Here is a 21,775-nt window from a genome sequence, read left to right as displayed (position 1 = left end):
CAAGCTCCCTCGATTAACTATTCTATACACGCTACTAGAATGATTCAGGAAAGTCAATGTTTGGCTTGTCCGTATAGCCGGATTGCTTCGCATTCATGCGATATTGGCTGGGCGTTAAGCCATAGGCCTTCTTGAATTGGGTGAAGAAATGGCTCCGGCTCGCGAACCCCGATTTATCCATAATATCCGTGATCGTATCCGTGGAGGTCGCAACCAGCTGGCTAGCGTATGCGAGCCTCACATTATTAATGAAGTCCGATACCGACACAAGCCTATGCTTCTTAAATAGTTTACCCAGATATGGCGGTGACAGATCAACTTCATCCGCAATGTAATCCAGCGACAATGCCGGATTCGCCAGCTCACGATGAACGATCTGATTCACCATATCGAGCAGCTTCAAATACTTATTGTCTTTCTTCGCTTCAAGCTCCTGTGCCAAACGATCAAACAGCGCGGAGAAGTCCGCCATGATCTGCTCGATCGTTTCCATCTTTTGCAGCTTCATGAGATAGGCGTTGAAATGAAAATCCACCTTCATCGCATGATTGGTCTCCAGCACCTCAATGGCATGACGAATGAGCAGCAGGATTCGGATAAACATGGAGCTCAGCGCCGAATAGCTGTAGGCCGAAGCATCCTTGAGCATCGCCGACAGCGCATCCTTCGCCTCCCCAAAATGCCCCTGGATAAGAGCATCCTTCAATTCATCATCCTTCTCCTGCGACGATTTGAAGTCATCCGTTCGGACCGTGATGTGCTCGCTAAAGATCATACTTTCATGCCCGTAAATCAGTCGGTAATAAGACAAGTCCAGCGTCTTCAAATAATGAAAATTCAGCTGGGAGAGCGTTTCGAACGGCTCGCTGAACGTAACGGATACGGCAAGGCGCAAATACTGCTTCGTATGCTGCTGGATCTGCTGCATCCATTCCACCAGCGCCAACTGCTCGGAAGGTGCACCAAGCGAATCCACATTGAGCAGCAGCATGACCTGATCCTCTTCAAGCTCCAAGCATTCATGTGCGGCCTTCTGCTGCATCAGCTCAGTAACAATATTGACGATGCCAAACTTTAATAAACTTCGGTCTCCTCTGCCGTATGTCGCGCAGAAGTCCGAGAAGTGATCGATTTTGAACAGCACGATGAGAAAAGCCGTGGAAGGATCAAGAGAAATATCGTATTTGAGAAATTGCCGCCTTAATTCGTCCGCAGACAACGGCCCCTTGGAATGCATGATTTTGCGTAGAAACTGCTGCTTCCGGTCGTAGGACTCCCCCCGCTTCTCCATCTCCAGCTGGTTATATTTCTGAATGACGAGCGACATGGGCACCATCAGTCTTCGCGAGAAATAGAAGGTGAGCAGGATGCTGCCGATGATGAACAAGGCAACGAACAGATACGTCTTCTGCTTCATCCGTTCCACGTCTTTGACAATGTCGTGATAGGGCGTAATGCTGACCAGATTCCAGTCGAAGGCATCTGTGCTCGTATACGTAATAAACGAATCGACGCCCTCCACATTCATGCGGAAGTTCCCAGCCTGCACCTTAGAAGCATTAATCTGCTGGATATAAGGCTTGTCCGACAAATCGGCAAGCAGAGGATGCACCTGATCTGCCGATAGCAGCATGCCCGTACTGTCGGTTACGAAGATCCGGCTGCCGCCACCGTTCTGCGAATGAATGCTTTGACGCAGCCATTCCTCCGATATGTTGAGAATGATCGCTTCATTTACTTTGCCGCTCGCGACCTGGGAATCAAAGAACAAATACGAATAGACGTACATATCCTTGACGGCGCCCGTGGCGATACCGGACATGATATTCGGAATTTTGCGCAGCACGATACTGTGGGAAGGGTGGTTCTTAATGTCATCGAGAATCGGGAAGATGCCTTGGTCATCAAAGGATGTGCGGTCATAGATGAATTGTGCTCGGGGGACGGCATAGATTTGCTCACCATTGTAGATATAGATGGATTGGAGAAACGGATAAATATTTTTGTACGACTGCAATTTGATTTGGTATTTCACGTAGTCGTCGGAATCAATATCCGAGTAAAGCAAGTCTGTAATGATGTCATCGAAGAACGCCGTTGTCGACACCGATCTGGCCGTTTGTTCAAGCGTGCTTACGTTTCGGCTCGTATATTGAAGGTCCGCGAGCTGCTCGCGATACACCTGTTTCAATGCGAAATTCTCGAAATTTCGGCTCAATAAGGAGGATTGAACGAAGAGCAGCAGCACGGTGCTGACCAGGAAGGGAAGCAGAATCGTCAGGAAGAGCTGAAACGGGTTCTTCAGAACAAATTTCTTGAACATTATGCATGCAACTCCTCTACTTCCAAGACTATCACACAACGCGAAAATGATTCAATTTGTTTGCCGATTTCCCTTCAAATTCCTGTTTTCAGAACAAAAAGTGATTTTGAGAACTGTTCCATTCGTTCGAAAGTGAACTGAATAGGCATTTTAGAAATTGTCAGCTCCCCATCCGATCAACTATGATCAAGTCAGTCCTTGATAGCGTTTACATTCTTACCTAAAGGAGGTCTGGCTGCATTGAACAAAATTCCGTTCTTAACTTCATCACGTCATCTGAAGAAGAATCTGCAGCTGTCGCTGCTCGCACTGCCCGCTTTTCTAGTGATCTTCGTTTTCTCGTACCTTCCGATGGGCGGGATCTTCATTGCTTTCAAAAATATCAACTATACCGATGGCATTCTGCACAGTCCGTGGGTCGGGTTTGATAACATCAAGTTCTTCTTTACTTCCAGCGACGCTTGGATGGTCGTCAGAAACACGCTTCTATATAATAGCATCTTTATCGTTGTAGGCACGTTCTTATCCGTCGTATTCGCGATCCTACTCAATGAAGTCGTCAGCCGCAGATGGGTCAAAGCCTATCAGACGGTCTTCTTCTTCCCTTACTTCTTCTCCTGGATCATCGTGGCCTATATGGCGTACTCCTTCATCGGTCCATACGGCGTTCTTACGATGTTGACCGAGAAGCTGGGTTTCGCAGCATTCGACTTTTACTCCACGACGTGGGTTTGGCCTATTCTGCTAACCCTCATTAATATTTGGAAAGGGCTTGGCTATGTCAGCATTATTTTCTACGCCGGTATTCTGGGCATTTCACAGGAATACTTCGAGGCGGCCGAGATCGACGGCGCTTCCAAACTCCAGATTATCCGCAACATTACGATACCGCTCATCATGCCGCTCATTACGATCATGACCCTGCTTTCCATCGGCAAAATCTTCTACTCGGATTTCGGCTTGTTCTTCTTCGTCCCAAGGGAGGTCGGGCAATTGTTCCCAGTCACTCAAGTTATCGACACCTATGTGTTTCGGATGCTCAAAGTATCAGGCGATATCGGCATGTCCTCGGCAGTCGGATTATTCCAATCCGTGATGGGCTTTATCGTCGTATTGGCCAGCAACTACGTGGTGAAGAAAATCGATGATGACAATAAATTATTTTAGAAGACGTCTGGAGATGAGCCCATGCCACAGATGAAACAGAAGCTATCGCAGCTTCTCATCCATTTGATCTTTATTCTCTTTAGCCTATGTTGTATCCTGCCGCTCGTCTCCGTCTTGTCCATTTCCTTGAGCAATGAAGTGGATATTCTTAAGAACGGGTACAGCTTAATACCCCGCATGTTTGATTTGAAGGCTTATTCGTACGTCTTATATCGTCCTGTCCAGCTTCTGGGCGCGTTCAAAGTATCCATCATGGTCAGCTTCATCGGCACCTTTCTCGCCGTCTTGTTCATGGCCGGCATCTCCTACACGCTCTCGCGTTCCGACTTCAAATTCAAGAACAGCCTCAGCTTCTACGTGTTCTTCACGCTGCTGTTCAACGGCGGCTTGGTGCCAACCTATATCTTGATCAGCAATTACTTGCATCTGAAAAATACCATGTGGGTGCTTATCCTTCCGTATTTGGCCGTACCTTGGTTCATTCTGCTGCTGCGCTCCTTCATGCAGAAGATTCCTTTCAACATTATCGAATCGTGCATGATTGACGGTGCGAGCGAGTTCCGAATCTTCTTCCAAATGATCATCCCGCTTGCCAAACCGGGTTTGGCTACGGTCTCCTTATTCACCCTGCTGATGTACTGGAACGATTGGTGGCTCAGTTTGCTCTACATCGAGAACGAACACCTTGTTCCGCTGCAATATATGCTCTACCGCATGATGAACAACATCGCCTATCTCACCAGCTCAACCAACATGATGCCGCCTAGTATGAAGAATGCTGAGCTCCCATCGGAATCCGCCCGGATGGCGATGGCGATCCTGGCAGCCGGACCGATGCTCGCTGTCTTCCCCTTCTTCCAGAAGTATTTTGTCAAAGGACTTACGGTAGGTGCAGTCAAGGGATAGCTTAAACGTGGATCCATGATCCAATTTAAGATAGCAAGAGCCATTATAAAAAAGGGAGGATTCACAATGCAACGAGCAAGAGCATTCCGCTTGTCCAAGTTAGGCCTTCTATGTACGATTGTGCTTCTTGTATTCAGCATGCTGGCCGTCGCGTGCGGCAACTCCAATAACAATGGAGGGAACGCGAACACGTCCGGCAATGCAGCGAAGAACGATTCAACTAACACGGCAACCACAGACAACTCGGCGACTACTAATAATACAGCAGCTACGGATGGAAATACGGCTGCAGATCTTCCCGAGGTTAAGCTGACATGGTATTTCCCGGGTAACTTCCCGCAACCTCAACAAGATAAGATTTTCGCGGAAGTCAATAAAGTAATCAAAGAGAAAATCAATGCTACCGTTGATTTCAAGGCAATTCCATTCGGTGACTTTGATCAGAAAATGCAAGTCGTTATTGCCTCCGGCGAGCCTTACGACATCACGTTCACGGCCGGCTGGATCAACAACTATACGCAAAACGTAGCCAAAGGCGCATTCCTCCCGCTCGATGACCTGCTTGCCAAGTACGCACCGACAACTTTAAACTCCATGCCAGCATCCTTCTGGGATGCAACGAAAATCAAAGGGCAAATCTATGGTTTCGTGAATCAGCAAATTTCCGCAAGAACACCGGCTGTTGCCGTTCCAAAAGCACTGATCGATAAATACGGATTGGACATGAATGCCATCGGCGGAAAGATCGGCTATGACAGCCTAGACCTGCTCTTGCCGTTTATCCAAGCCGTACAGAAGGATAATCCTCAGAAATACCCGGTTATCGGGATCGACCCGGACTTCTTTAACATGGAAGCCATCGTAGGCTTCAATATTCCCGGCGTAGTGAAATTCGGCGATGATTCCCTTACGGTTGTGAATCAGTTCGAATCCAATGAAATGAAGACATTCGCAGCGACATTGCGTGATTGGAGCGCGCAGGGCATCCTGCACTCCAAAGAACGGATTTCGAAGAAAACCGATGATTGGACAGACGGCAAAGCCGGCAAATGGGTACTGAACATCGGCGGCGCATTCAAGCCGGGCGGTGCTAACCTTGACTCCGCGCTTGGCGGAGAGCCGTACCTTGAAGTTCCTGCTGGTACTGCCCATTTGACGACAGGCGGTATCACGGCTACGATGCAAGCGATCAACCGCAATTCCAAGAATCCGGAAAGAGCGATGATGCTGCTGGAATTGCTCAATACGGACAAAGATCTGTATAACCTCTTGAACTTCGGTATTAAAGGCGAGCAATACGATTTCGACGCGGACGGTCTAATGATCCCAGGACCTACGCAAGCCGATTACAACCCGCAAGTGCCTTGGATGTTCGCATCCAACTTCTTGGCTAATGTTGAGAAAGGCATGCCTGCAGATGTGTGGGAGCAAACGAAGAAAGTGAATGCAGAAGCTGAGCCTTCCAAGCTTCTTGGCTTCACGTTCGATGCCGAGCCTGTAAAAGGCGAAATCGCGAAAGCCTCTGCCGTCAACGACGAGTACTCCCGTGCGATTAGCTTGGGTGTTACATCCGAGGAGAAATACAACGAGTTCGTAGCGAAGATGAAAGATGCCGGTGCGGACAAAATTATCGCGGAAATGCAGAAGCAAATTAATGCTTGGAAAGCAGCGAAATAATATTCAATGACAAGAAGTCGTGCAGCTCAGCTGTACGACTTCTTTCTTTGTAACGTGGCGACGCTAATCTTGCAGCAAGAACCGATACCCGATACCCGGCTCCGTCTCAATGAAGACCGGTCTCGTCGGGTCTTCCTCCAGCTTCTTGCGCAAATGGCCAATGTAAATGCGCAGATAATGGCTGTCTGATTCGTGGTGATGGCCGCCCCACACCTGCTGCAGCAATTGGCGCTGCGTGATGACCTTGCCCGCACTCGAGGCTAATACTTTAAGCAGGTCGTACTCCGTAGGCGTCAGCTTCACTCGATTGCCGTCCAGCTCGACGATCCGCTGCGCCAAATCAATCATAAGACGGCCGAACTGAAGAACAGGCTCATCGGCAGATTTGGCTGCATGACGAAGCGCAACTCGTATTCTCGCGAGCAGCTCCCCCATGCCAAAGGGCTTGGTGACGTAATCGTCCGCTCCGCTGTCGAGCGCCGCAATCTTATCGTCTTCTCGGTCCTTGGCCGTCAATACGATGACCGGTACCCGCGTCCACTCTCGGACTCGGCGCAGCACTTCCATTCCGGATATATCGGGTAAGCCAAGATCGAGCACGATAAGGTCGGGATGGGAAATACTCGCTTGATAGACGCCTTCTTCTCCCGTTGCTGCGGTATGAATGTCAAAGTGATGCGCTTGCAGCGTTACTTTCAGCAGCTTACAGATCTGGGGCTCATCGTCGATGATTAGAATACGTGCACCGCTTGTAGTTGTCATTACTATTCACTGCTCCCCTTCGGCAATAATTCATCTAGGAAGCTCTGGTCGCCTACAGGCAGCGAAATTTGGATAACGGCACCTTTGGCCAGTTGAGGCTCCGCAGTAATCGTTCCCCCATGCGCTTCTATAATTCCTTTACAAATCGCCAGTCCAAGACCCGTTCCGGGCACATGCTTGGTCGTGCTGCCACGGTAAAATTTATCGAATATCCGCTCAAAGTCCGCATCCGCGATACCTAAACCGGCATCCGCTACCCTAATGATAACATGCGTTTCATCCTGTCTGACGGAAATCACAATGGTGCTCTCATCCGGCGAATACTTGATCGCATTGCTGACCACGTTAACCAGCACTTGCTCCAGCAGCACCTCGTCGCCAAGCACGATTGGAACACGCTCCGGCAGGCTCACCCGTATCTCTCTATTGCGCTGAAAGTCCTTCACCTGGGACAAGACGACTCCGATAATGTCTTCAACATCGCACCAGTTCTTGCGCAGCCGGAGCATGCCGCTCTCTAATTGGACCATGCCAAGCAAGTTCGTGACGAGCCGATTCATACGCAATGCCCCGTCTCTGATTGTCTCTAGCAATTCAAGTCGATCCTCGGAAGAGAACATCCGATCACCTTCGATGAGTCCCGTTGCCGACCCAATAACCGTTGCGAGCGGTGTCCGTAATTCATGGGAAACGGAGTCCAGCAATGCTGTTCGGAGGCGCTCGGATTCAGCCGTCAAATGGGCAAGCTTGGCCTCTTCCCCTAACTTCACCCTTGCAATTGCACTCGCTGCCAGTCCGGCATAGGCTTCCAGAAGCCTCTTATTCTCCATGGATAGAGTAGTCGTCGAATTTCCATTACTCGCAAGATTCATAGCTATTACGCCGTACACCCGCTCCTCCGTTAACAGCGGCACATACAAGCCGGGAAATTCTCTTAGCGTGCCTGAACCTCGGCCGGCCATCTCGCCGTGTGCATATACCCATTTGGCGATTGCCGTCTCCGATTCTCCCTTGCCCCAGTCCCCGCTTGCAGAAGACGCGGCTAAAGTAAGCTCATCCTGGCTGTCCGGCAGATATAGCGCCACCTGCGAGTTAATGGTAGTCGATACTTGGCGGCACACGTTCTCAAGCAAGGATTGAAGGTCCGCAATGGCCGTCATTTGCTGACTTAAGGTGTAGAGCGATGCCGTATGGGCTTCTCTTTGTTTGGCCAGAAGTAGCTGTTGTTTGAGTCTTGCTGCTAGACTGGCTGTTAATGCTGCAACGGCAAGGTAGACCACAAAGGAGAAGAGATAACGCAGATCCTCTACCGTAAAGCTGAGAAAAGGCGGGACAAAGAAGAAGTCAAAAGCAATCACGCCTAATGCCGCCGCATAGAATGAAGGTCCAAGTCCCCAATAGACAGCACTGAACAACACGGGAAATAAATAGATGAGGGCGATGTTAACCATATCGAAGGCCAGCTCAAACGCATGGAGGACAATGGTTAACAAGGTGACGCATAGGGTAACCCAAACATAAGGCTTCATCGAAAAGGCTCTGATTCGATAGGTCAGATTCATGTTCATCACATCCTGGAGGAGACTATATGCTGCCTGAAGTTATTGCGTTTGAACATCAAAGTCAGCCACAATTAATACATCCATATGCCTGGTAAGCCGAATGAGCTGATTGACGACGGAACCCTTCCACAGTGCTTCCCAGAAGGAAATCTTCGGTTGACCGATGACCAGCTGCGTCGCTTCAACCTCTTCCGCTTTGGAAGCTAAGACAACGGCGATTTGTCTATTCTGATGCTCTTCGTGGATAATAAACTTTCCGCCTAATCGCTCCGTCAATTTCTCCAAAGCGGCCAGCCGTTTCTTCAGTTCCTCCGAACAGCTGCCGCCCACCTGTACATAATTGACATACCAGGCGGCTTTCAGCCTGTACGCCGTCCGGAACCCGCGCCGTATCAAACGTTCGGCATGCGGCGTACTGTTGACGCAGATAAAGATCACTTCTTTCCTTCTCCACGGACCTCGCAGCGAGCTCTTCCGCTCGAACGATTCCAATCGTTCATCGACATCGTCGGCGATTTCGCGAAGCGCCAGCTCTCGCAGCGCAATCAGATTACCTGTCTTGAAGAAGTTATTCAGCGCCTGATCGACTTTCGTCATGGCGTAGACTTTGCCTTCCCGCATCCGATGCTGGAGCGCTTCCGGAGAAACGTCAATGAGCTGCACCTCATCGGCCAAATGAAGAATACTGTCGGGTACCGTCTCCCGGACGCGAACCCCAGTAATTTGTTCGACGGCGTCGTTCAAACTCTCCAGATGCTGTACGTTGACCGTTGAAATGACGGAAATGCCGGCATCCAATATGTCCAGCACATCTTCATAGCGCTTCTTGTACTTGCTTCCAGGTACATTCGTATGCGCAAGCTCGTCGACCAGTACGACCTCGGGACATCTTCGGATAATCTCTTCGGTATCCATTTCTTCGAGGGAAACCCCTTGATACACCATACGCTTTCGATCAATGACATTCAAGCTGCCGATTTGCTGAATCGTCTCTGCTCGGTTATGCGTTTCCAGCAGTCCAATCTGCACATCAATGCCCTTCCTCAGAAGGTCATTCCCTTCTCGCAGCATCATATACGTTTTACCTACGCCGGGAGCAGCGCCGATGTACACTTTAAACTTGCCGCGTCTGATCTGGTCGATCTTCTCCGCTACCTCCTGCTGACTGAGCCGCTTATACTGCTGCTGCTCCGTGGCAGCCGTCATTTGGGCAGGGAGAACCCGCTCCCCCTCATTGGCTGTCGAATCGGCAACCAGAAACAAATCAATATTTCTCGTGATCTTCAGAAGCTCACTAATAATGGACCCCTGCCATAATTCCTGCCACCGCGTTTGCTTCGAATGTCCCATCACGATGCGCGTCACACTATGCTGGGTCGCATAGTTCACTAACGTCCTTGGAATGCGCCTGCGTCTCGGAAAAGGCAGCTCTTCAAACTGGCCGTCCACTTTCTCTACCAGCTTAATCGTGCTCCTACGGAAGGTGGCCTCTTCCTTGGATAACGTCTTCTTCAAATTGCGAAACGTAATCACTACCAAATCTCCGTTCAGTCGTTTGGCAATTTGCTGCCCCCGTCTGACGTAGATCGAACCGTTCCAGTGATATTGCGTTGTAACCAAGATGCGCTCGGCTGCGCCCGATGGGCCGATGAGCCCCATTTCTTCACGATGTGATTTCAGAGAACCATTCACATCCTCCGCAACCAGCCGAAGCGCCAGTTCACGCAGCACGCCTAAGTTGCCTCGTTTAAACAACGTTGCATCCTTGTTGCCTTTCAAATGTCCTTCCGCCATTCGACTTAAGACCGTTTCCGGAGTGACGTCAATCAGCCTTACCTCATCGGCCAGTTCAAGCGTATCCGCCGGAACCGTACATGCCGCTTCAATTCCCGTAAGCTTATGCGCGATTTCCGTGTAACCTTCAAGCTCATAGACGTTAACGGTTGTGATCACGCTAATCGCATGGGAGAGCAGAAATTTGATATCCTCCAGCCTTGTAGGAAACCGAGCATCCGGTCGATTCCGGTGTGCGAGTCCGTCGACGAGAACGACTTCCGGATTTCGCTCTATCAGAGCATCCAAGTTCAAATCTTTGAATTCCGTACCGTCTGTATACCAATGAATACTAGGGACCCGCTCCAGATCACCTACTTGCTCTACCGTCTCGGGTCGCTGCAGCGTCGACACTGCGCAAATCACCACATCAATGCCTTGCTGCTTCAAGGTCTGTCCTTCACGCAGCATATGATAGGTTTTGCCTGAGCCGCTCACCGGACCGATGTAGATCTTCAGCGTCCCGCGATGAAGCTTAGAGATGGAGTGCAAGATATCTTCCGGCGTTCTGCGTTTGAAGCTCTCCATTGGCGATTTTCACTCCCCTATGTGAACGATGTACTAAACCGAGAAAGCCACCCCCATATGAAATGGAGGCGGCTGCTTAATCATCACTTCACTTGCTTCATGAGTTCCATATTGATTGCCGTTACGTTCACGCGCGGTTCCCCGAATATGCCAAGCTGGCGGCTTGTCGTATGGGCATCTACAAGCCTATTAAGCTCCTGCTCCGATATCCCAGTTTCTTTACTGATTCGCGGCACTTGAAACTTGGCCGCTTCCGGGGATATATCCGGATCAAACCCGGAGCCGGATATGGTTACTAGATCGGCCGGAATGTCCGTTAAGCTCGGATTTTCCTTCCGAAGCGCGTCAATTTGCTCCTTCATCGCTTGCACATACTCCGGATAAGCAACAGCCATATTGGAGCCTGCCGTGGAAGTCGGATCATATTTCGCATTGGATGCTCGCGGGTGAAACCATTTCGGCGATTGGAAGTCCTGGGCGATCAGCTCCGAACCTACAACTTTGCCGTCTACTTTAATTAAACTGCCCTCGGCTTGTTTAGGGAATAATACCTGGGCAAAACCCGTCGTGACAAGAGGATATAGGAGCCCGCAAAGCAGCATTAGCACTACGGACAGGCGGATCGCGGTCAGTGTCATCTTCATATGATTATCTCCTTAAACAAGTTGAAGACCATGAAGCACCAGGTCTATGATTTTGATACCTACGAAAGGGACGATAACCCCGCCGAGGCCGTAAATCAGAACGTTGCGCGTAAGCAGCGTATCTGCTGTCATCGCACGGTATTTCACGCCCTTCATCGCAATCGGAATGAGCAGCGGAATGATGACGGCGTTAAAGATAAGCGCCGACAGAATCGCCGATTTCGGCGAAGCCAGGTGCATGATATTCAGCGATTGCAGCTGAGGCATCGCGATGATGAACATAGCCGGGATAATCGCAAAATACTTGGCGATATCATTGGATATCGAGAATGTTGTCAGTGCACCCCGGGTAATGAGCAATTGTTTGCCGATTGAAACCACCGACAACAGCTTCGTCGGATCGGAATCCAAATCGATCATATTGGCGGCTTCCTTGGCAGCCATCGTTCCTGAATTCATGGCCAGACCTACGTCGGCTTGCGCCAGTGCCGGAGCATCATTCGTACCGTCGCCGGTCATCGCAACGAGCTTGCCTTCTTGCTGCTCTTTCTTAATGGCAGCGATTTTATCCTCTGGTTTCGCTTCGGCGATGAAGTCATCGACGCCCGCTTCGAGGGCAATCGTAGCCGCCGTGAGTGGATTGTCGCCCGTACACATGATCGTCTTGATGCCCATTGCCCGCATCTCTGCAAAACGTTCCTTCAGTCCAGGCTTCACGGTATCCTTCAAGTAAATGACGCCATAGATGCGATTGCCTACGGCCGCAGCCAGCGGCGTGCCTCCCGCTCTGGCGATCCGGTTCGAGATTTCTTCTAAGTCGCTCGGAATGCTGCCGCCACTCGCGGCAACAAATTTCTTAATGGCATCGACCGCGCCTTTGCGAATCTGAATGCCGCCTGCCATATCGAGTCCGGACATTCGTGTTTCTGCCGTAAACTCGACGATTTCAGCACTTGCATATTCGCTCGCCGTCCAAGATTCGCCCAGTTTGCCGGCCAGCTCTACGATCGAACGACCTTCAGGCGTTTCATCCTTCACAGAAGCCTGCAATGCGACGAACGTCATCTCCTTGGCGGTGACGCCTTTCACAGGAATAAACTCCGCAGCCATCCGATTCCCGTAGGTTATCGTGCCGGTTTTATCCAAGATCAACGTATCGATATCGCCGGCTGCCTCAACCGCCTTACCAGACATCGCAAGTACATTATACTGCGTAACCCGGTCCATGCCGGCAATCCCGATAGCGGACAACAGCGCGCCGATGGTGGTCGGTATTAAGCAGACGAGCAAAGCAATTAGAGTGGCGATATCCAAATTGACATTCAGATATTTGGCCATTGGCACCATCGTGATAATAACAATAAGGAATATGATCGTTAACACCGCAAGCAGCGTCGTTAACGCCAGTTCGTTCGGTGTTTTTTGCCGTTTGGCACCTTCTACGAGCGATATCATGCGATCCAGGAACGATTCACCGGGATCCGTCATGACCTTCACAACGATAAAGTCCGAGGCCACTCGCGTTCCCCCTGTAACCGAGGAGAAGTCGCCTCCGGCTTCCTTGATTACAGGTGCAGATTCACCTGTAATCGCTGATTCATCGATGGATGCGAGACCTTCTATAATCTCACCGTCGGTCGGAATAAGCTCGCCGGCTTCCACACGAACAATGTCACCTTTCTTCAGCTGCGTGGAAGGCACCTGCTTATAGGTACCATCCCGCTGAACAAGCTTCGCCATCGTTTCGGATTTTGTTTTCCGAAGGGTATCTGCCTGCGCCTTGCCTCGGCCTTCCGCTAAAGCTTCAGCGAAATTCCCGAACAGTACGGTAAAGAGCAGGATGAAAAACACGGTCACATTATAGCCTCGGCCTACTGTATCCGTCCCAAACAGATCCGGCCATATGGATAACAGCAGCGTAATCACTGTACCTACTTCAACGATAAACATAACCGGATTCTTCATCATAACGACCGGATTCAGTTTCTTAAAGGCATCAAGTATCGCCTGCGATGCGATTTCCTTCGTTATGGTCTTTCTGCGTGCAGCAGCCATCGTTATCTCTCCTTAAGTTTAGTGCGACATGGCCAGATGTTCAGCGATTGGTCCCAGTGCAAGGGACGGGAAGAACGTAAGCGCTCCGATCACGAGAATGATCATGATGAGAATACCCGTGAACAATGGTGTATTCGTGCGCAATGTTCCCGTTGTCACCGGAACAACTCGTTTAACCGCGAGAGATCCGGCAATCGCAAGCATCGCAATGATTGAAATATAACGGCCGAACAACATCACTAAACCAATTCCTACATTATAGAAGTCGGTGTTCGCGGTCAGCCCCCCAAATGCGGAACCATTGTTTGCCGCGCCGGATGTAAAGGCATAAAGCACTTCAGATAGTCCGTGCGTACCGGCGTTCGCTATGGACGCGACGGCTGTCGGCGTTGCAAGTGCAAGTGCGGTCGGAGCAAGAATGATTAAAGGGTGAATCAGCAGCGCAATGGCAGCCAGCTTCACTTCCTTGCCTTCAATCTTCTTACCGAGGAATTCCGGCGTACGTCCGACCATCAAACCGCAAATAAATACCGATAATATGAGATACAATAACCCATTGAGCAGCCCGACACCCTTACCGCCGAATACGTTATTCAGCATCATTTCGGCTAACGCAACGAACCCGCCCATCGGGGTTAATGATTCGTGCATATTATTTACAGAACCAGTCGTTGCTGCTGTTGTCACTGCTGTAAATAAGGCGGATTGAGATTCGCCAAACCTGACTTCCTTGCCTTCCATATTTCCGTGATAACCTACTGCATCAAGCGCTGGAACACCTTTGTATTCCGATACAAAAACGACTGTGAGCATGACCAAGAAGATAAGCCCCATAGCCCCAAATACGGCCCATCCTTGCTTCTTGTTCTTGACCATCAGACCAAACGCATACACAAGCGCGGTTGGAAGCAGCATCATGCAAATAATTTCAATCATATTTGTGAGCGGCGTCGGATTCTCAAACGGATGCGCCGAGTTCGTGCCGAACCAGCCTCCGCCATTCGTACCGATGTGCTTAATGGATTCAAGTGTTGCAACTAATCCTCTGGTTATCGTCTGTTGAGCGCCTTCAAGCGTGGTCGCATCTACAGCACCTTGGAACGTTTGCGGAATGCCTTGGAACACGAAGAACAAAGCGACCAAGAAGCTCAGCGGCAGGAATACGCGCGTAATTCCGCGAGTGATGTCCACATAGAAGTTACCGAGATTATCCTGACGGCCGACGAGTCCACGAATGAACGCAACTGCTATTGCAAAGCCGGTCGCCGCCGACGTGAACATCGGAAAGGTAATCGCGAGCAGTTGAGACAAGTAAGATAGTCCATTCTCACCTGAGTACGACTGCCAGTTCGTATTCGTAATAAACGATACGGCAGTATTAAAGGCCTGCCCTGCCGGCATATTTGCGATACCGTCCGGGTTAAGCGGCAGAAAGCTTTGAAACCGTAATACAAGATACAAGAGGAGCATCATCACAAAGTTGCTGAGCAGGACGGCTGCTACATACTTCTTCCAGCCCATTGCTTCATCTTCGCGTATGCCCATCAACCGATACAGCAATCGTTCAAACGGACCGAACACGCGATCCAATGCTGTTTTCTCATGCTGAAACACTTTTACAAGATAACTGCCTACCGGCTTAACCAACAACATAATGATGATCAGCGTAATGGCTACCTGTACGAACCCCATACTCATGTCATGAATCCTCCGCCCTGGCCATTTAGAATTTTTCTGGTTTAACTAATACAAAGCCTAGATACAAAATTAGAATAGCTGCAATAATGCCGACGATAATCATAGCGTTACCTCCCTAGGCTCTCTCACAGAATTTAAGGAATCCCCAGAATATAGCGAATGCAGCAACAAACAATACCACCATCGTAAAATCATTGACCATATCTTCTGACTACCTCCTATAGCTGCATGCAGTGAATTGAGAATATTTTCCCCTGCCGGATTGAAACTATTCTTTGTCTTTCCATGTGCTTGACGTTTATTATGCTGCTTATCATTTCCCCCTCGTCGGTATACGAAAATCTTAATACGGGTTACCGTAAAAAGGGGGTAAAGAAACCGGCTGTCAGGTGTAAAAAAAGTATAAAAATCGCTCACTAACCCCGTCTAGAAAGAGACATAGGCCTGCGAATGGTCGAATAAATAGGCACGATTCCATTCGGCGCAATTTCGATTGGTTATGCCTTTCGCTGTGCAATCCAGCTGCTCGGCCAAGCTTATTAATGCCGATTCCATTAAATGCGCGCGTTCCATCCCCCATGCGTCTTGCTTCTGATGGATGTAGTCCATACTCTCATCGAGTGTCAGTCCCTTCATTCGCTGGTAGACGGCCGTCCACTGCACAATGTCCCCCTTCAGGTTACAGCCGTGCATCTGGAATTCAATGAGGCTGCAGCCTCCGTCATTCGTGGTGATGGCGAGTAAACCGCAAATGCAGTCCTCACTATGTCCGGGCAGCCGTTCATCCATGAGCTCCCCATCAAATTGAAACAGCTCGATCGCCTGAATCTTGCAATCTTTCACAATACTCACTCTCCTGAATCGTTTGGTGGAAAACACAAAGAGGCCCGGGAGCAGAGAAACTCTACTCCCGGGCCTCTTTCACAGCATGCGTAAAGAAACAAGCTGCTGGAAGCTCGATTGAAGGGGGTTCTCTCTCATACGCTTACGAGGTTAGCTGTCGGATTCGGGCTTGAGAGTACCCTACCTTAACAAATAACACCTGTTATGGATTCACCCCAAGAAGCCGTTCTGATCGAAATCGGCTTCTGATTGGTTCCCCCGTTCCTCTTGCGAGGACTCAGCGTTTCAAGCAATGTATTCCGTTGATGAATCAAATCTTATTCTTGTGCGAGGAGAATGTAAAACCTGATTTACGTGCTAATTCCGCCAATTCTATCGAATTGTGCGCATGATTTCGCTTTCATCCTGCATACCCATTCTTTTCAATTGGATTATCAAAGGAATACTGCCAAACCTTTCAGCCTGTGATGCCAACATCAGGGAGGGAGGCACATTGCTCTCACATAGCAATTGAATGTGACCTCGAGATGCGATACGCTGGAATCTATAATAGGTCCGGTAGGTTTGCCGGGACGAAGGAGATTGGAACATCGTGCAGATTTTGCACCGGGAAAACAGCTTGCTAAACGAGATTACCGTTTACGATACGAATAAATACGGCGAGGAACATGGGCGATTCCGCGTCCTTCAGTTCTCTAACAACGCCATGCAAGGCGCTGTGGATTTGGATCAGCCGGAGCGGATTCTATTCGAATATCCACAGGCTATGCTTCACCTCATGAATGACAGCAATCAGGCCGATCAGCGTCTGTTTATCATTGGTCATGGCGTCGGAACAATTGCCCGACATCATACGGGGACAACGATCAAAGTTGCTGAGCTGGATGAGCGAGTCGTAGCGTTAAGCAAGCAATACTTTGGCTATGGGGACGATAATGTGGTGGTTGGCGATGGCCGTGAGCTGCTCTCATGCGAAGCTGAGCATACGGTTGATTTTATTGTGCTCGATGCCTTCTCCGATAAGGGAACGCCGAGGCATTTGACCTCGATGAGCTTCTTCGAACTTGCTGCCGACAAGCTGGATGAGAGCGGCGCAATCCTTATCAATCTCATGGGGAAGCGTGAGAACGATGCACATATTAACGCCATCTATACAACACTTCGAGAAGTGTTTCGATTCGTGAAAGCATTTGCCCTGCCAGCTGAGAATGCCGCGGATCGTCGAAATTACATCCTGACCGGCAGCAATACGCCGCTATCCTACCAGACTCGCCGAATGGCCGGGTTTATGGAGATGGAATTGGGGCAAGGCTATATCATCGTGGATCACGACTAATAGGATTCCATCTGTGAGACGAGCTAGCGTTATATTTGAGAAGAGAGGGGTTGCTATAAGCCTGTGAATACGCCAGCCGCTCCGGCGCAGACCGTCCGCTTATTCGCTGCCGTCCCTGTACCGGATTCCATTAAACAGTCCCTTTCGATAGGGTGCGAGGATATCAAGCCACAGCTTCCCTTTCGTAAATGGGCACATCCTGCCGATTATCACATCACGCTGCAATTTCTGGGCGATACGCCAATAGAGCTTGTCCCTGCCATCTCGGCAGCACTACGTGAAGCAGCGTCGTCCGTTCTAGCTTTCTCGTTACATGTGACTTCGCTTGGCGTCTTCGGGCGCCCGATTCGCCCCTCCGTCCTGTGGGCCGACGTCGCAGGGGATGTCGAGCAGCTGCACAAGCTGCAGCAGAACGTTGTCCGCGTATTAAAGCCTCTCGGCCTTATGCCGGAGAGCCGCTCCTACCATCCGCATCTCACGCTTGCACGGAACTACGCCGGCGAGAGCTCATTCGAGCCTTCGCAGCTGATGGGATGGAAGCTGCCGAGTGGAAGCCCGCTCCAGTGGCAAGCAGATGCCATAACCCTCTATCAGAGTCACTTGCAGCGGCGTCCGATGTACGAGGCCGTTTCGGTCGCTCCGCTCCTACTCTGAATTTCTTTCCAATCCCCTCCACTATTTGCGTTATACTGGTTAATAAACGAACCATTTTGGAGGTAGATGCACCCCTATGGAATCACGCTGTATCATTACCCATACCACCTATCAAGACTGGCCCGCCGTCCTCATGGAATCTACGGCACTGCGGATTACCATCATTCCCGAGCTGGGAGGCAAAATCGTCTCCCTAGAGAACGTCCTTACCGGTAAAGAGTGGATCGTCGGCACGGGGGCCCGGCCACTCGCCAAGGTCGAACATGGCTCTGACTTTCTCGCAGCGGATATGAGCGGCTGGGATGAATGTTTCCCTACCGTCGCCGCATGCACCTATCCGTTAGAAGGCGCCAACTTTGGACAACTCATGCCGGATCATGGCGATGTATGGTCCATCCCATGGGAGGTTTCTTTCGAAGAACAGGATGCACTCGTTTGCAAAGTAGTCGGCCGAGCGCTCCCCTATGAATTGACAAGAACAATTCGCTTCGAGAGTGATCAACAGCTGCGGTTTGAATACACAGTTCGGAACCTCAGTTCGGAGACGCTAGCGGCATTTTGGCTTGCGCATCCCCAATTTGTTGCCACGGCAAACACGCGGATTATGCTGCCTGGGGCCACTAAACAAGTGCGCTGCGTATACGGTGGTGGTTTGCTGCAGCAAGGCGAGCTGTACGATTGGCCGGAAACGGTTATGGATGGTTCGAAGCTTCGCCTAGATACGATTGGACCCTCTTCTGCCAAGGATGCTCGTAAATTCTATATTGACGGGGCAGTCGATGAGGGATGGACCGGACTTTATGAACAAGACAGCGAGGATTACTTAAAGCTGGAGTGGGATGCTGAATCCGTGCCTTACCTGGGCATCTGGATTGACGAAGGATTATGCAACGAGCAAGCTGTTTGCGCACTGGAGCCATGCAATGGTTACTACGACAGCCTAACTGAAGCAGTTGGACGAGACAAGCTTCTCCGCATTGCTCCTCACTCTGAGAGCGAGTGGCACTTATCCGTTAAGCTAGGCTCCGGTCCAATGAATACTAAGTAATTAGTCCTATTACCATAACGCCATCTCTCTTGAGTTAACACTTGAGAGAGAGCGGCTTATTTTTATTTCATGAGACTTTAGAACTAGGTGGAATTGCGACGTTCTGTGTCGAAGATAATTAGGAAATGTATGTTAATTGAAGGGAGCTGTGATTGCTTATGAAAGCACACGAGCTGCAGCAGCCATCTAGAGAGAGTGGCTTTACACTCGTTGAAATCTTAACCTGCCTCATCATCCTCTCCGTCGCCGGACTCGCGATGACAGGTTTTTTCGTCCATGCCCTCTCCTACGCCAAGGGTAACCAGAATAAGACAGTCATGGTCAATCTGGCGCGTAACACGCTGTTTTATATGCAGAAGCAGTCGAATTTTGATGCGATAACCAAATTTTATAAGATCGGACAACCGATCGGAATTGGTGATGATATAGATGATATTGATTCAAAAAACTGCTTAAAGGACAGTGGTTCTTGCTTGCAATATGAAAGTCTCTTTTCAGATCCACAGTCACTCTACTATATTTTGAATCCCGAAATTAACGGTATCGCTTATCGTGTGAAGGTCATATACCAGGATGAGCTCAATGATCTAGACAGCACAACAGATGGAAATATCGGCAAATATCTGATTCCGATTAAAGTTATAGTGACATCAGCTCCTTCGGATGGAGAAGATGTCAGCTCGAGTAAGCGTGAAAGCGCCGAAGTGGAGGGATACATAACCGATGAAGCGATTCGTTAACAAATTAAGGCGGCGAATAAAGATCAGTCAACATGCAGAGGGCGGTTATACGTTAATCGAGCTCATCGCTACGCTGGCCTTATTGTCCGTCGTAATGGGGGTTATTTACTCCTCTATCACATTTGGCCTCAATACATATAACAAAATTCGGATCGAGAATACACTGCGTGATGAAGGCGACCTGCTCATGTCTTCCATTATTTCAGAATTATACCGCGTGGGGCCAAGTCGAATCTCGCAATTACAGACGAACGGAAATCTGCGGCAATCGATTGTATTAATGTTCCCTGAGGTTGTCTCAGACGATGACTCGAATTCGGGTGGCACGTCGCTTCAAGAAGGGATCGCCATTAAACCGAATGATTCAGGTAAACACGCCTTATTCATTAACGATCGCGAAATTGCAATTGAATCTATCGTTGTACCAAATGCTGTGCCCTTGGATTTAGGTCAAGAGGCTTCAACGCACAACGATTCCTTCATTCGATTGAAATGTTTAAACGATCAATCGGGCTGCAGCAGCGGGATGTTGGAGATTAAGCTGAAGCTTCGGCAAGCATACAGCGGCAACTGCAAGTGCTGACGGTGACATAGCGGTATCTAAAGCGTACTCGGCTACTTTCAGTGTCAAGATGAAAACAGCAACTGAGGAGGATAACAATGGAACAACTAACTAAGAACCGTTCGTTGACCGTTCTCCTGCTCGCACTTCTGTTCCTTGTCTTGTTTGTCATTTACACGTACTTGCTCAAACCGTCTACGGATAAGATTGCAAATCAGCAAATTGAGATTGAAAGTCTAAACAACCAATACTCCCTATTAAGCAATAAACTCGCCGAGAAGAAGAAAGCAAGCGATGAGTACTCCAAATCAGCTGTACAGCTCGCGCTTCCACTCTGGGATAATACAGAACAGCTGCTGCTGGATCTACAGCAAATTGAGTCCGTTACCGGAACGGAAACGTTAACCGCGAGCTTTACGCCTGACCTTGAAGAGGGACAATCAATCGCTGGCGAAAACTCAGATACGAACGAAGGCACTACTGATTCCATCAACCCTTTGGGTCCTAATGTAAAGAAACTAAAGGTCGCTTCCGTCATTAAAGGAAGCTATTCCAATGTACTCCGTTATATCGAAGAGCTGCAGAAGCTGCCACGATTGATTACAGTGGATTCGTTCGACGTTGCTAAAACAGGGAGCATAAACGCTAGTTCCAAACCTATATCGGCCAACATTGTATATACCGCCTACTTTGATCCATCCTATAAGCCGCTCGTGAAAGAAACAATCCTGCCATTTGAAGAGAAATAGTAAAAAGCCGCTGTGCCGATATTGAATATCGGAGCAGCGGCTTTTCTATTCCAGCATGCAAAAAAGACCGTTACTCAGAGATCTGAGTAGCGGTCTTGAAGGTTGTAAAAATGGAGCGGAAGACGGGAATCGAACCCGCGACCCTCGCCTTGGCAAGGCGATGCTCTACCGCTGAGCCACTTCCGCAGGTAAATATGGTGCGCGTAGAGGGACTTGAACCCCCACGGTCGCCCGCCAGATCCTAAGTCTGGTGCGTCTGCCAATTCCGCCATACGCGCATAATGTGATGTGCCCCCATTGTCGTGAAACGAAAATGGTGAGCCATGTAGGACTCGAACCTACGACACCCTGATTAAAAGTCAGGTGCTCTACCAACTGAGCTAATGGCTCAAGTTTGAAAAAATGGTGCCGGCGATAGGAGTCGAACCCACGACCTACTGATTACAAGTCAGTTGCTCTACCAACTGAGCTACACCGGCATGTGTATACGTTTCAAGTCTTCCCAACTCAATGAAATAAAACCCACGAATGGGTTATTCAATTGGTTGGTTTGCAACTTGAAAACTGGATACGAACCTTTGCGAAGGTCTTAATTAGCTGATGTTGTCCGAAGTTGAACATCCGAGCGAATGTTCGTAGGATAAGCCCTCGACCGATTAGTATTCGTCAGCTGCATGCATTGCTGCAC

18 protein-coding genes, 4 tRNA genes and 1 riboswitch are annotated in these 21,775 nt (G+C 49.5%); of the genes, 9 read left to right on the top strand and 13 right to left on the bottom strand.

The features are described from left to right. Positions 1-34 precede the first annotated feature (34 nt). Positions 35-2,323 (bottom strand): AraC family transcriptional regulator, encoded by a 2,289-nt coding sequence (locus BLW29_RS30140; protein WP_090986658.1) that lies wholly within the window; start codon positions 2,321-2,323, stop codon positions 35-37. 240 nt (positions 2,324-2,563) lie between these two features. Here BLW29_RS30140 and BLW29_RS30135 point away from each other — a divergent pair, with 240 nt between their 5' ends. The 3 genes from BLW29_RS30135 to BLW29_RS30125 all read left to right on the top strand — a co-directional run bounded on the left by BLW29_RS30135 (position 2,564) and on the right by BLW29_RS30125 (position 6,073). Continuing rightward, positions 2,564-3,490: an ABC transporter permease gene (locus BLW29_RS30135; RefSeq protein WP_256209076.1), complete on the top strand. Its 927-nt coding sequence runs from the start codon at positions 2,564-2,566 to the stop codon at positions 3,488-3,490. Between the two features lie 21 nt (positions 3,491-3,511). After that, complete coding sequence (locus tag BLW29_RS30130; protein WP_218147150.1) at positions 3,512-4,396, top strand: carbohydrate ABC transporter permease; 885 nt, start codon at positions 3,512-3,514, stop codon at positions 4,394-4,396. Positions 4,397-4,462: 66 nt separating this feature from the next. Further along, positions 4,463-6,073 carry a DUF3502 domain-containing protein gene (locus tag BLW29_RS30125; RefSeq protein ID WP_177186866.1) on the top strand — a complete coding sequence of 537 codons (1,611 nt, stop codon included), beginning with the start codon at positions 4,463-4,465 and terminating at the stop codon, positions 6,071-6,073. A 63-nt stretch (positions 6,074-6,136) separates the two neighbouring features. Here BLW29_RS30125 and BLW29_RS30120 read toward each other — a convergent pair whose 3' ends face one another. The 8 genes from BLW29_RS30120 to BLW29_RS30085 all read right to left on the bottom strand — a co-directional run bounded on the left by BLW29_RS30120 (position 6,137) and on the right by BLW29_RS30085 (position 15,998). Further along, entirely contained in the window at positions 6,137-6,835 is a 699-nt protein-coding gene (locus BLW29_RS30120; protein WP_090986654.1) for a response regulator, read from the bottom strand. Positions 6,836-6,837: 2 nt separating this feature from the next. Further along, positions 6,838-8,397 carry an ATP-binding protein gene (locus BLW29_RS30115; RefSeq protein ID WP_090986652.1) on the bottom strand — a complete coding sequence of 520 codons (1,560 nt, stop codon included), beginning with the start codon at positions 8,395-8,397 and terminating at the stop codon, positions 6,838-6,840. Positions 8,398-8,436: 39 nt separating this feature from the next. Further along, positions 8,437-10,758, bottom strand: coding sequence for a histidine kinase (locus BLW29_RS30110; protein WP_090986649.1), 2,322 nt, complete (start codon positions 10,756-10,758; stop codon positions 8,437-8,439). Positions 10,759-10,841: 83 nt separating this feature from the next. Next, complete coding sequence (gene kdpC / locus BLW29_RS30105; protein WP_090986647.1) at positions 10,842-11,402, bottom strand: potassium-transporting ATPase subunit KdpC; 561 nt, start codon at positions 11,400-11,402, stop codon at positions 10,842-10,844. 12 nt (positions 11,403-11,414) lie between these two features. Then, positions 11,415-13,457, bottom strand: a complete 2,043-nt coding sequence (gene kdpB / locus BLW29_RS30100; RefSeq protein ID WP_090986645.1) for a potassium-transporting ATPase subunit KdpB — start codon at positions 13,455-13,457, stop codon at positions 11,415-11,417. An 18-nt stretch (positions 13,458-13,475) separates the two neighbouring features. After that, on the bottom strand, positions 13,476-15,149 hold the full coding sequence (gene kdpA, locus BLW29_RS30095; protein ID WP_090986695.1) for a potassium-transporting ATPase subunit KdpA: 1,674 nt from the start codon (positions 15,147-15,149) through the stop codon (positions 13,476-13,478). Between the two features lie 31 nt (positions 15,150-15,180). Beyond that, positions 15,181-15,258: a potassium-transporting ATPase subunit F gene (locus BLW29_RS32210; RefSeq protein ID WP_090986693.1), complete on the bottom strand. Its 78-nt coding sequence runs from the start codon at positions 15,256-15,258 to the stop codon at positions 15,181-15,183. Between the two features lie 323 nt (positions 15,259-15,581). Next, complete coding sequence (locus BLW29_RS30085) at positions 15,582-15,998, bottom strand: hypothetical protein (protein ID WP_090986643.1); 417 nt, start codon at positions 15,996-15,998, stop codon at positions 15,582-15,584. 124 nt (positions 15,999-16,122) lie between these two features. Then, a riboswitch (cyclic di-AMP (ydaO/yuaA leader) is annotated at positions 16,123-16,291 on the bottom strand. Positions 16,292-16,590: 299 nt separating this feature from the next. Here BLW29_RS30085 and BLW29_RS30080 point away from each other — a divergent pair. The 6 genes from BLW29_RS30080 to BLW29_RS30055 all read left to right on the top strand — a co-directional run bounded on the left by BLW29_RS30080 (position 16,591) and on the right by BLW29_RS30055 (position 21,087). Continuing rightward, positions 16,591-17,334 (top strand): spermidine synthase, encoded by a 744-nt coding sequence (locus BLW29_RS30080; protein ID WP_090986640.1) that lies wholly within the window; start codon positions 16,591-16,593, stop codon positions 17,332-17,334. A 63-nt stretch (positions 17,335-17,397) separates the two neighbouring features. Beyond that, positions 17,398-17,988, top strand: a complete 591-nt coding sequence (gene thpR, locus BLW29_RS30075; protein WP_090986638.1) for an RNA 2',3'-cyclic phosphodiesterase — start codon at positions 17,398-17,400, stop codon at positions 17,986-17,988. Positions 17,989-18,064: 76 nt separating this feature from the next. Then, entirely contained in the window at positions 18,065-19,036 is a 972-nt protein-coding gene (locus BLW29_RS30070; RefSeq protein ID WP_090986636.1) for an aldose epimerase family protein, read from the top strand. Between the two features lie 158 nt (positions 19,037-19,194). Beyond that, complete coding sequence (locus BLW29_RS30065; protein ID WP_090986634.1) at positions 19,195-19,776, top strand: type IV pilus modification PilV family protein; 582 nt, start codon at positions 19,195-19,197, stop codon at positions 19,774-19,776. Beyond that, positions 19,760-20,359: a PulJ/GspJ family protein gene (locus BLW29_RS30060; protein ID WP_090986632.1), complete on the top strand. Its 600-nt coding sequence runs from the start codon at positions 19,760-19,762 to the stop codon at positions 20,357-20,359. Before BLW29_RS30065 ends, BLW29_RS30060 begins: the two co-directional genes overlap by 17 nt. Before the next feature lie 77 nt (positions 20,360-20,436). Further along, complete coding sequence (locus BLW29_RS30055) at positions 20,437-21,087, top strand: hypothetical protein (protein ID WP_090986630.1); 651 nt, start codon at positions 20,437-20,439, stop codon at positions 21,085-21,087. Between the two features lie 111 nt (positions 21,088-21,198). Here the strand turns inward: BLW29_RS30055 and BLW29_RS30050 are convergent. The 4 genes from BLW29_RS30050 to BLW29_RS30035 all read right to left on the bottom strand — a co-directional run bounded on the left by BLW29_RS30050 (position 21,199) and on the right by BLW29_RS30035 (position 21,566). Continuing rightward, positions 21,199-21,273 (bottom strand) — tRNA-Gly (locus tag BLW29_RS30050). A 9-nt stretch (positions 21,274-21,282) separates the two neighbouring features. Then, positions 21,283-21,365, bottom strand: a tRNA-Leu gene (locus BLW29_RS30045). Between the two features lie 36 nt (positions 21,366-21,401). Beyond that, positions 21,402-21,477, bottom strand: a tRNA-Lys gene (locus tag BLW29_RS30040). A gap of 13 nt (positions 21,478-21,490) precedes the next feature. Beyond that, positions 21,491-21,566, bottom strand: a tRNA-Thr gene (locus tag BLW29_RS30035). Positions 21,567-21,775: the final 209 nt, after the last annotated feature.

The organism is Paenibacillus sp. CF384 (genome assembly GCF_900106745.1).
Classification (GTDB): Bacteria; Bacillota; Bacilli; order Paenibacillales; family Paenibacillaceae; genus Paenibacillus_Z.
Note: the sequence above shows the minus strand (reverse complement) of the source record. Positions and strands in the feature narration are given on the sequence as shown.

Coding starts and splice junctions, on each gene's coding strand:
- BLW29_RS30060 (WP_090986632.1), top strand. CDS start 19,760: ATGAAGCGATTCGTTAACAAATTAAGGCGGCGAATAAAGATCAGTCAA.
- kdpA (WP_090986695.1), bottom strand. CDS start 15,149: ATGGGGTTCGTACAGGTAGCCATTACGCTGATCATCATTATGTTGTTG.
- BLW29_RS30115 (WP_090986652.1), bottom strand. CDS start 8,397: ATGAATCTGACCTATCGAATCAGAGCCTTTTCGATGAAGCCTTATGTT.
- BLW29_RS30130 (WP_218147150.1), top strand. CDS start 3,512: ATGCCACAGATGAAACAGAAGCTATCGCAGCTTCTCATCCATTTGATC.
- BLW29_RS30120 (WP_090986654.1), bottom strand. CDS start 6,835: ATGACAACTACAAGCGGTGCACGTATTCTAATCATCGACGATGAGCCC.
- BLW29_RS30110 (WP_090986649.1), bottom strand. CDS start 10,758: ATGGAGAGCTTCAAACGCAGAACGCCGGAAGATATCTTGCACTCCATC.
- BLW29_RS32210 (WP_090986693.1), bottom strand. CDS start 15,258: ATGATTATCGTCGGCATTATTGCAGCTATTCTAATTTTGTATCTAGGC.
- BLW29_RS30140 (WP_090986658.1), bottom strand. CDS start 2,323: ATGTTCAAGAAATTTGTTCTGAAGAACCCGTTTCAGCTCTTCCTGACG.
- BLW29_RS30125 (WP_177186866.1), top strand. CDS start 4,463: ATGCAACGAGCAAGAGCATTCCGCTTGTCCAAGTTAGGCCTTCTATGT.
- BLW29_RS30065 (WP_090986634.1), top strand. CDS start 19,195: ATGAAAGCACACGAGCTGCAGCAGCCATCTAGAGAGAGTGGCTTTACA.
- BLW29_RS30055 (WP_090986630.1), top strand. CDS start 20,437: ATGGAACAACTAACTAAGAACCGTTCGTTGACCGTTCTCCTGCTCGCA.
- kdpC (WP_090986647.1), bottom strand. CDS start 11,402: ATGAAGATGACACTGACCGCGATCCGCCTGTCCGTAGTGCTAATGCTG.
- BLW29_RS30070 (WP_090986636.1), top strand. CDS start 18,065: ATGGAATCACGCTGTATCATTACCCATACCACCTATCAAGACTGGCCC.
- kdpB (WP_090986645.1), bottom strand. CDS start 13,457: ATGGCTGCTGCACGCAGAAAGACCATAACGAAGGAAATCGCATCGCAG.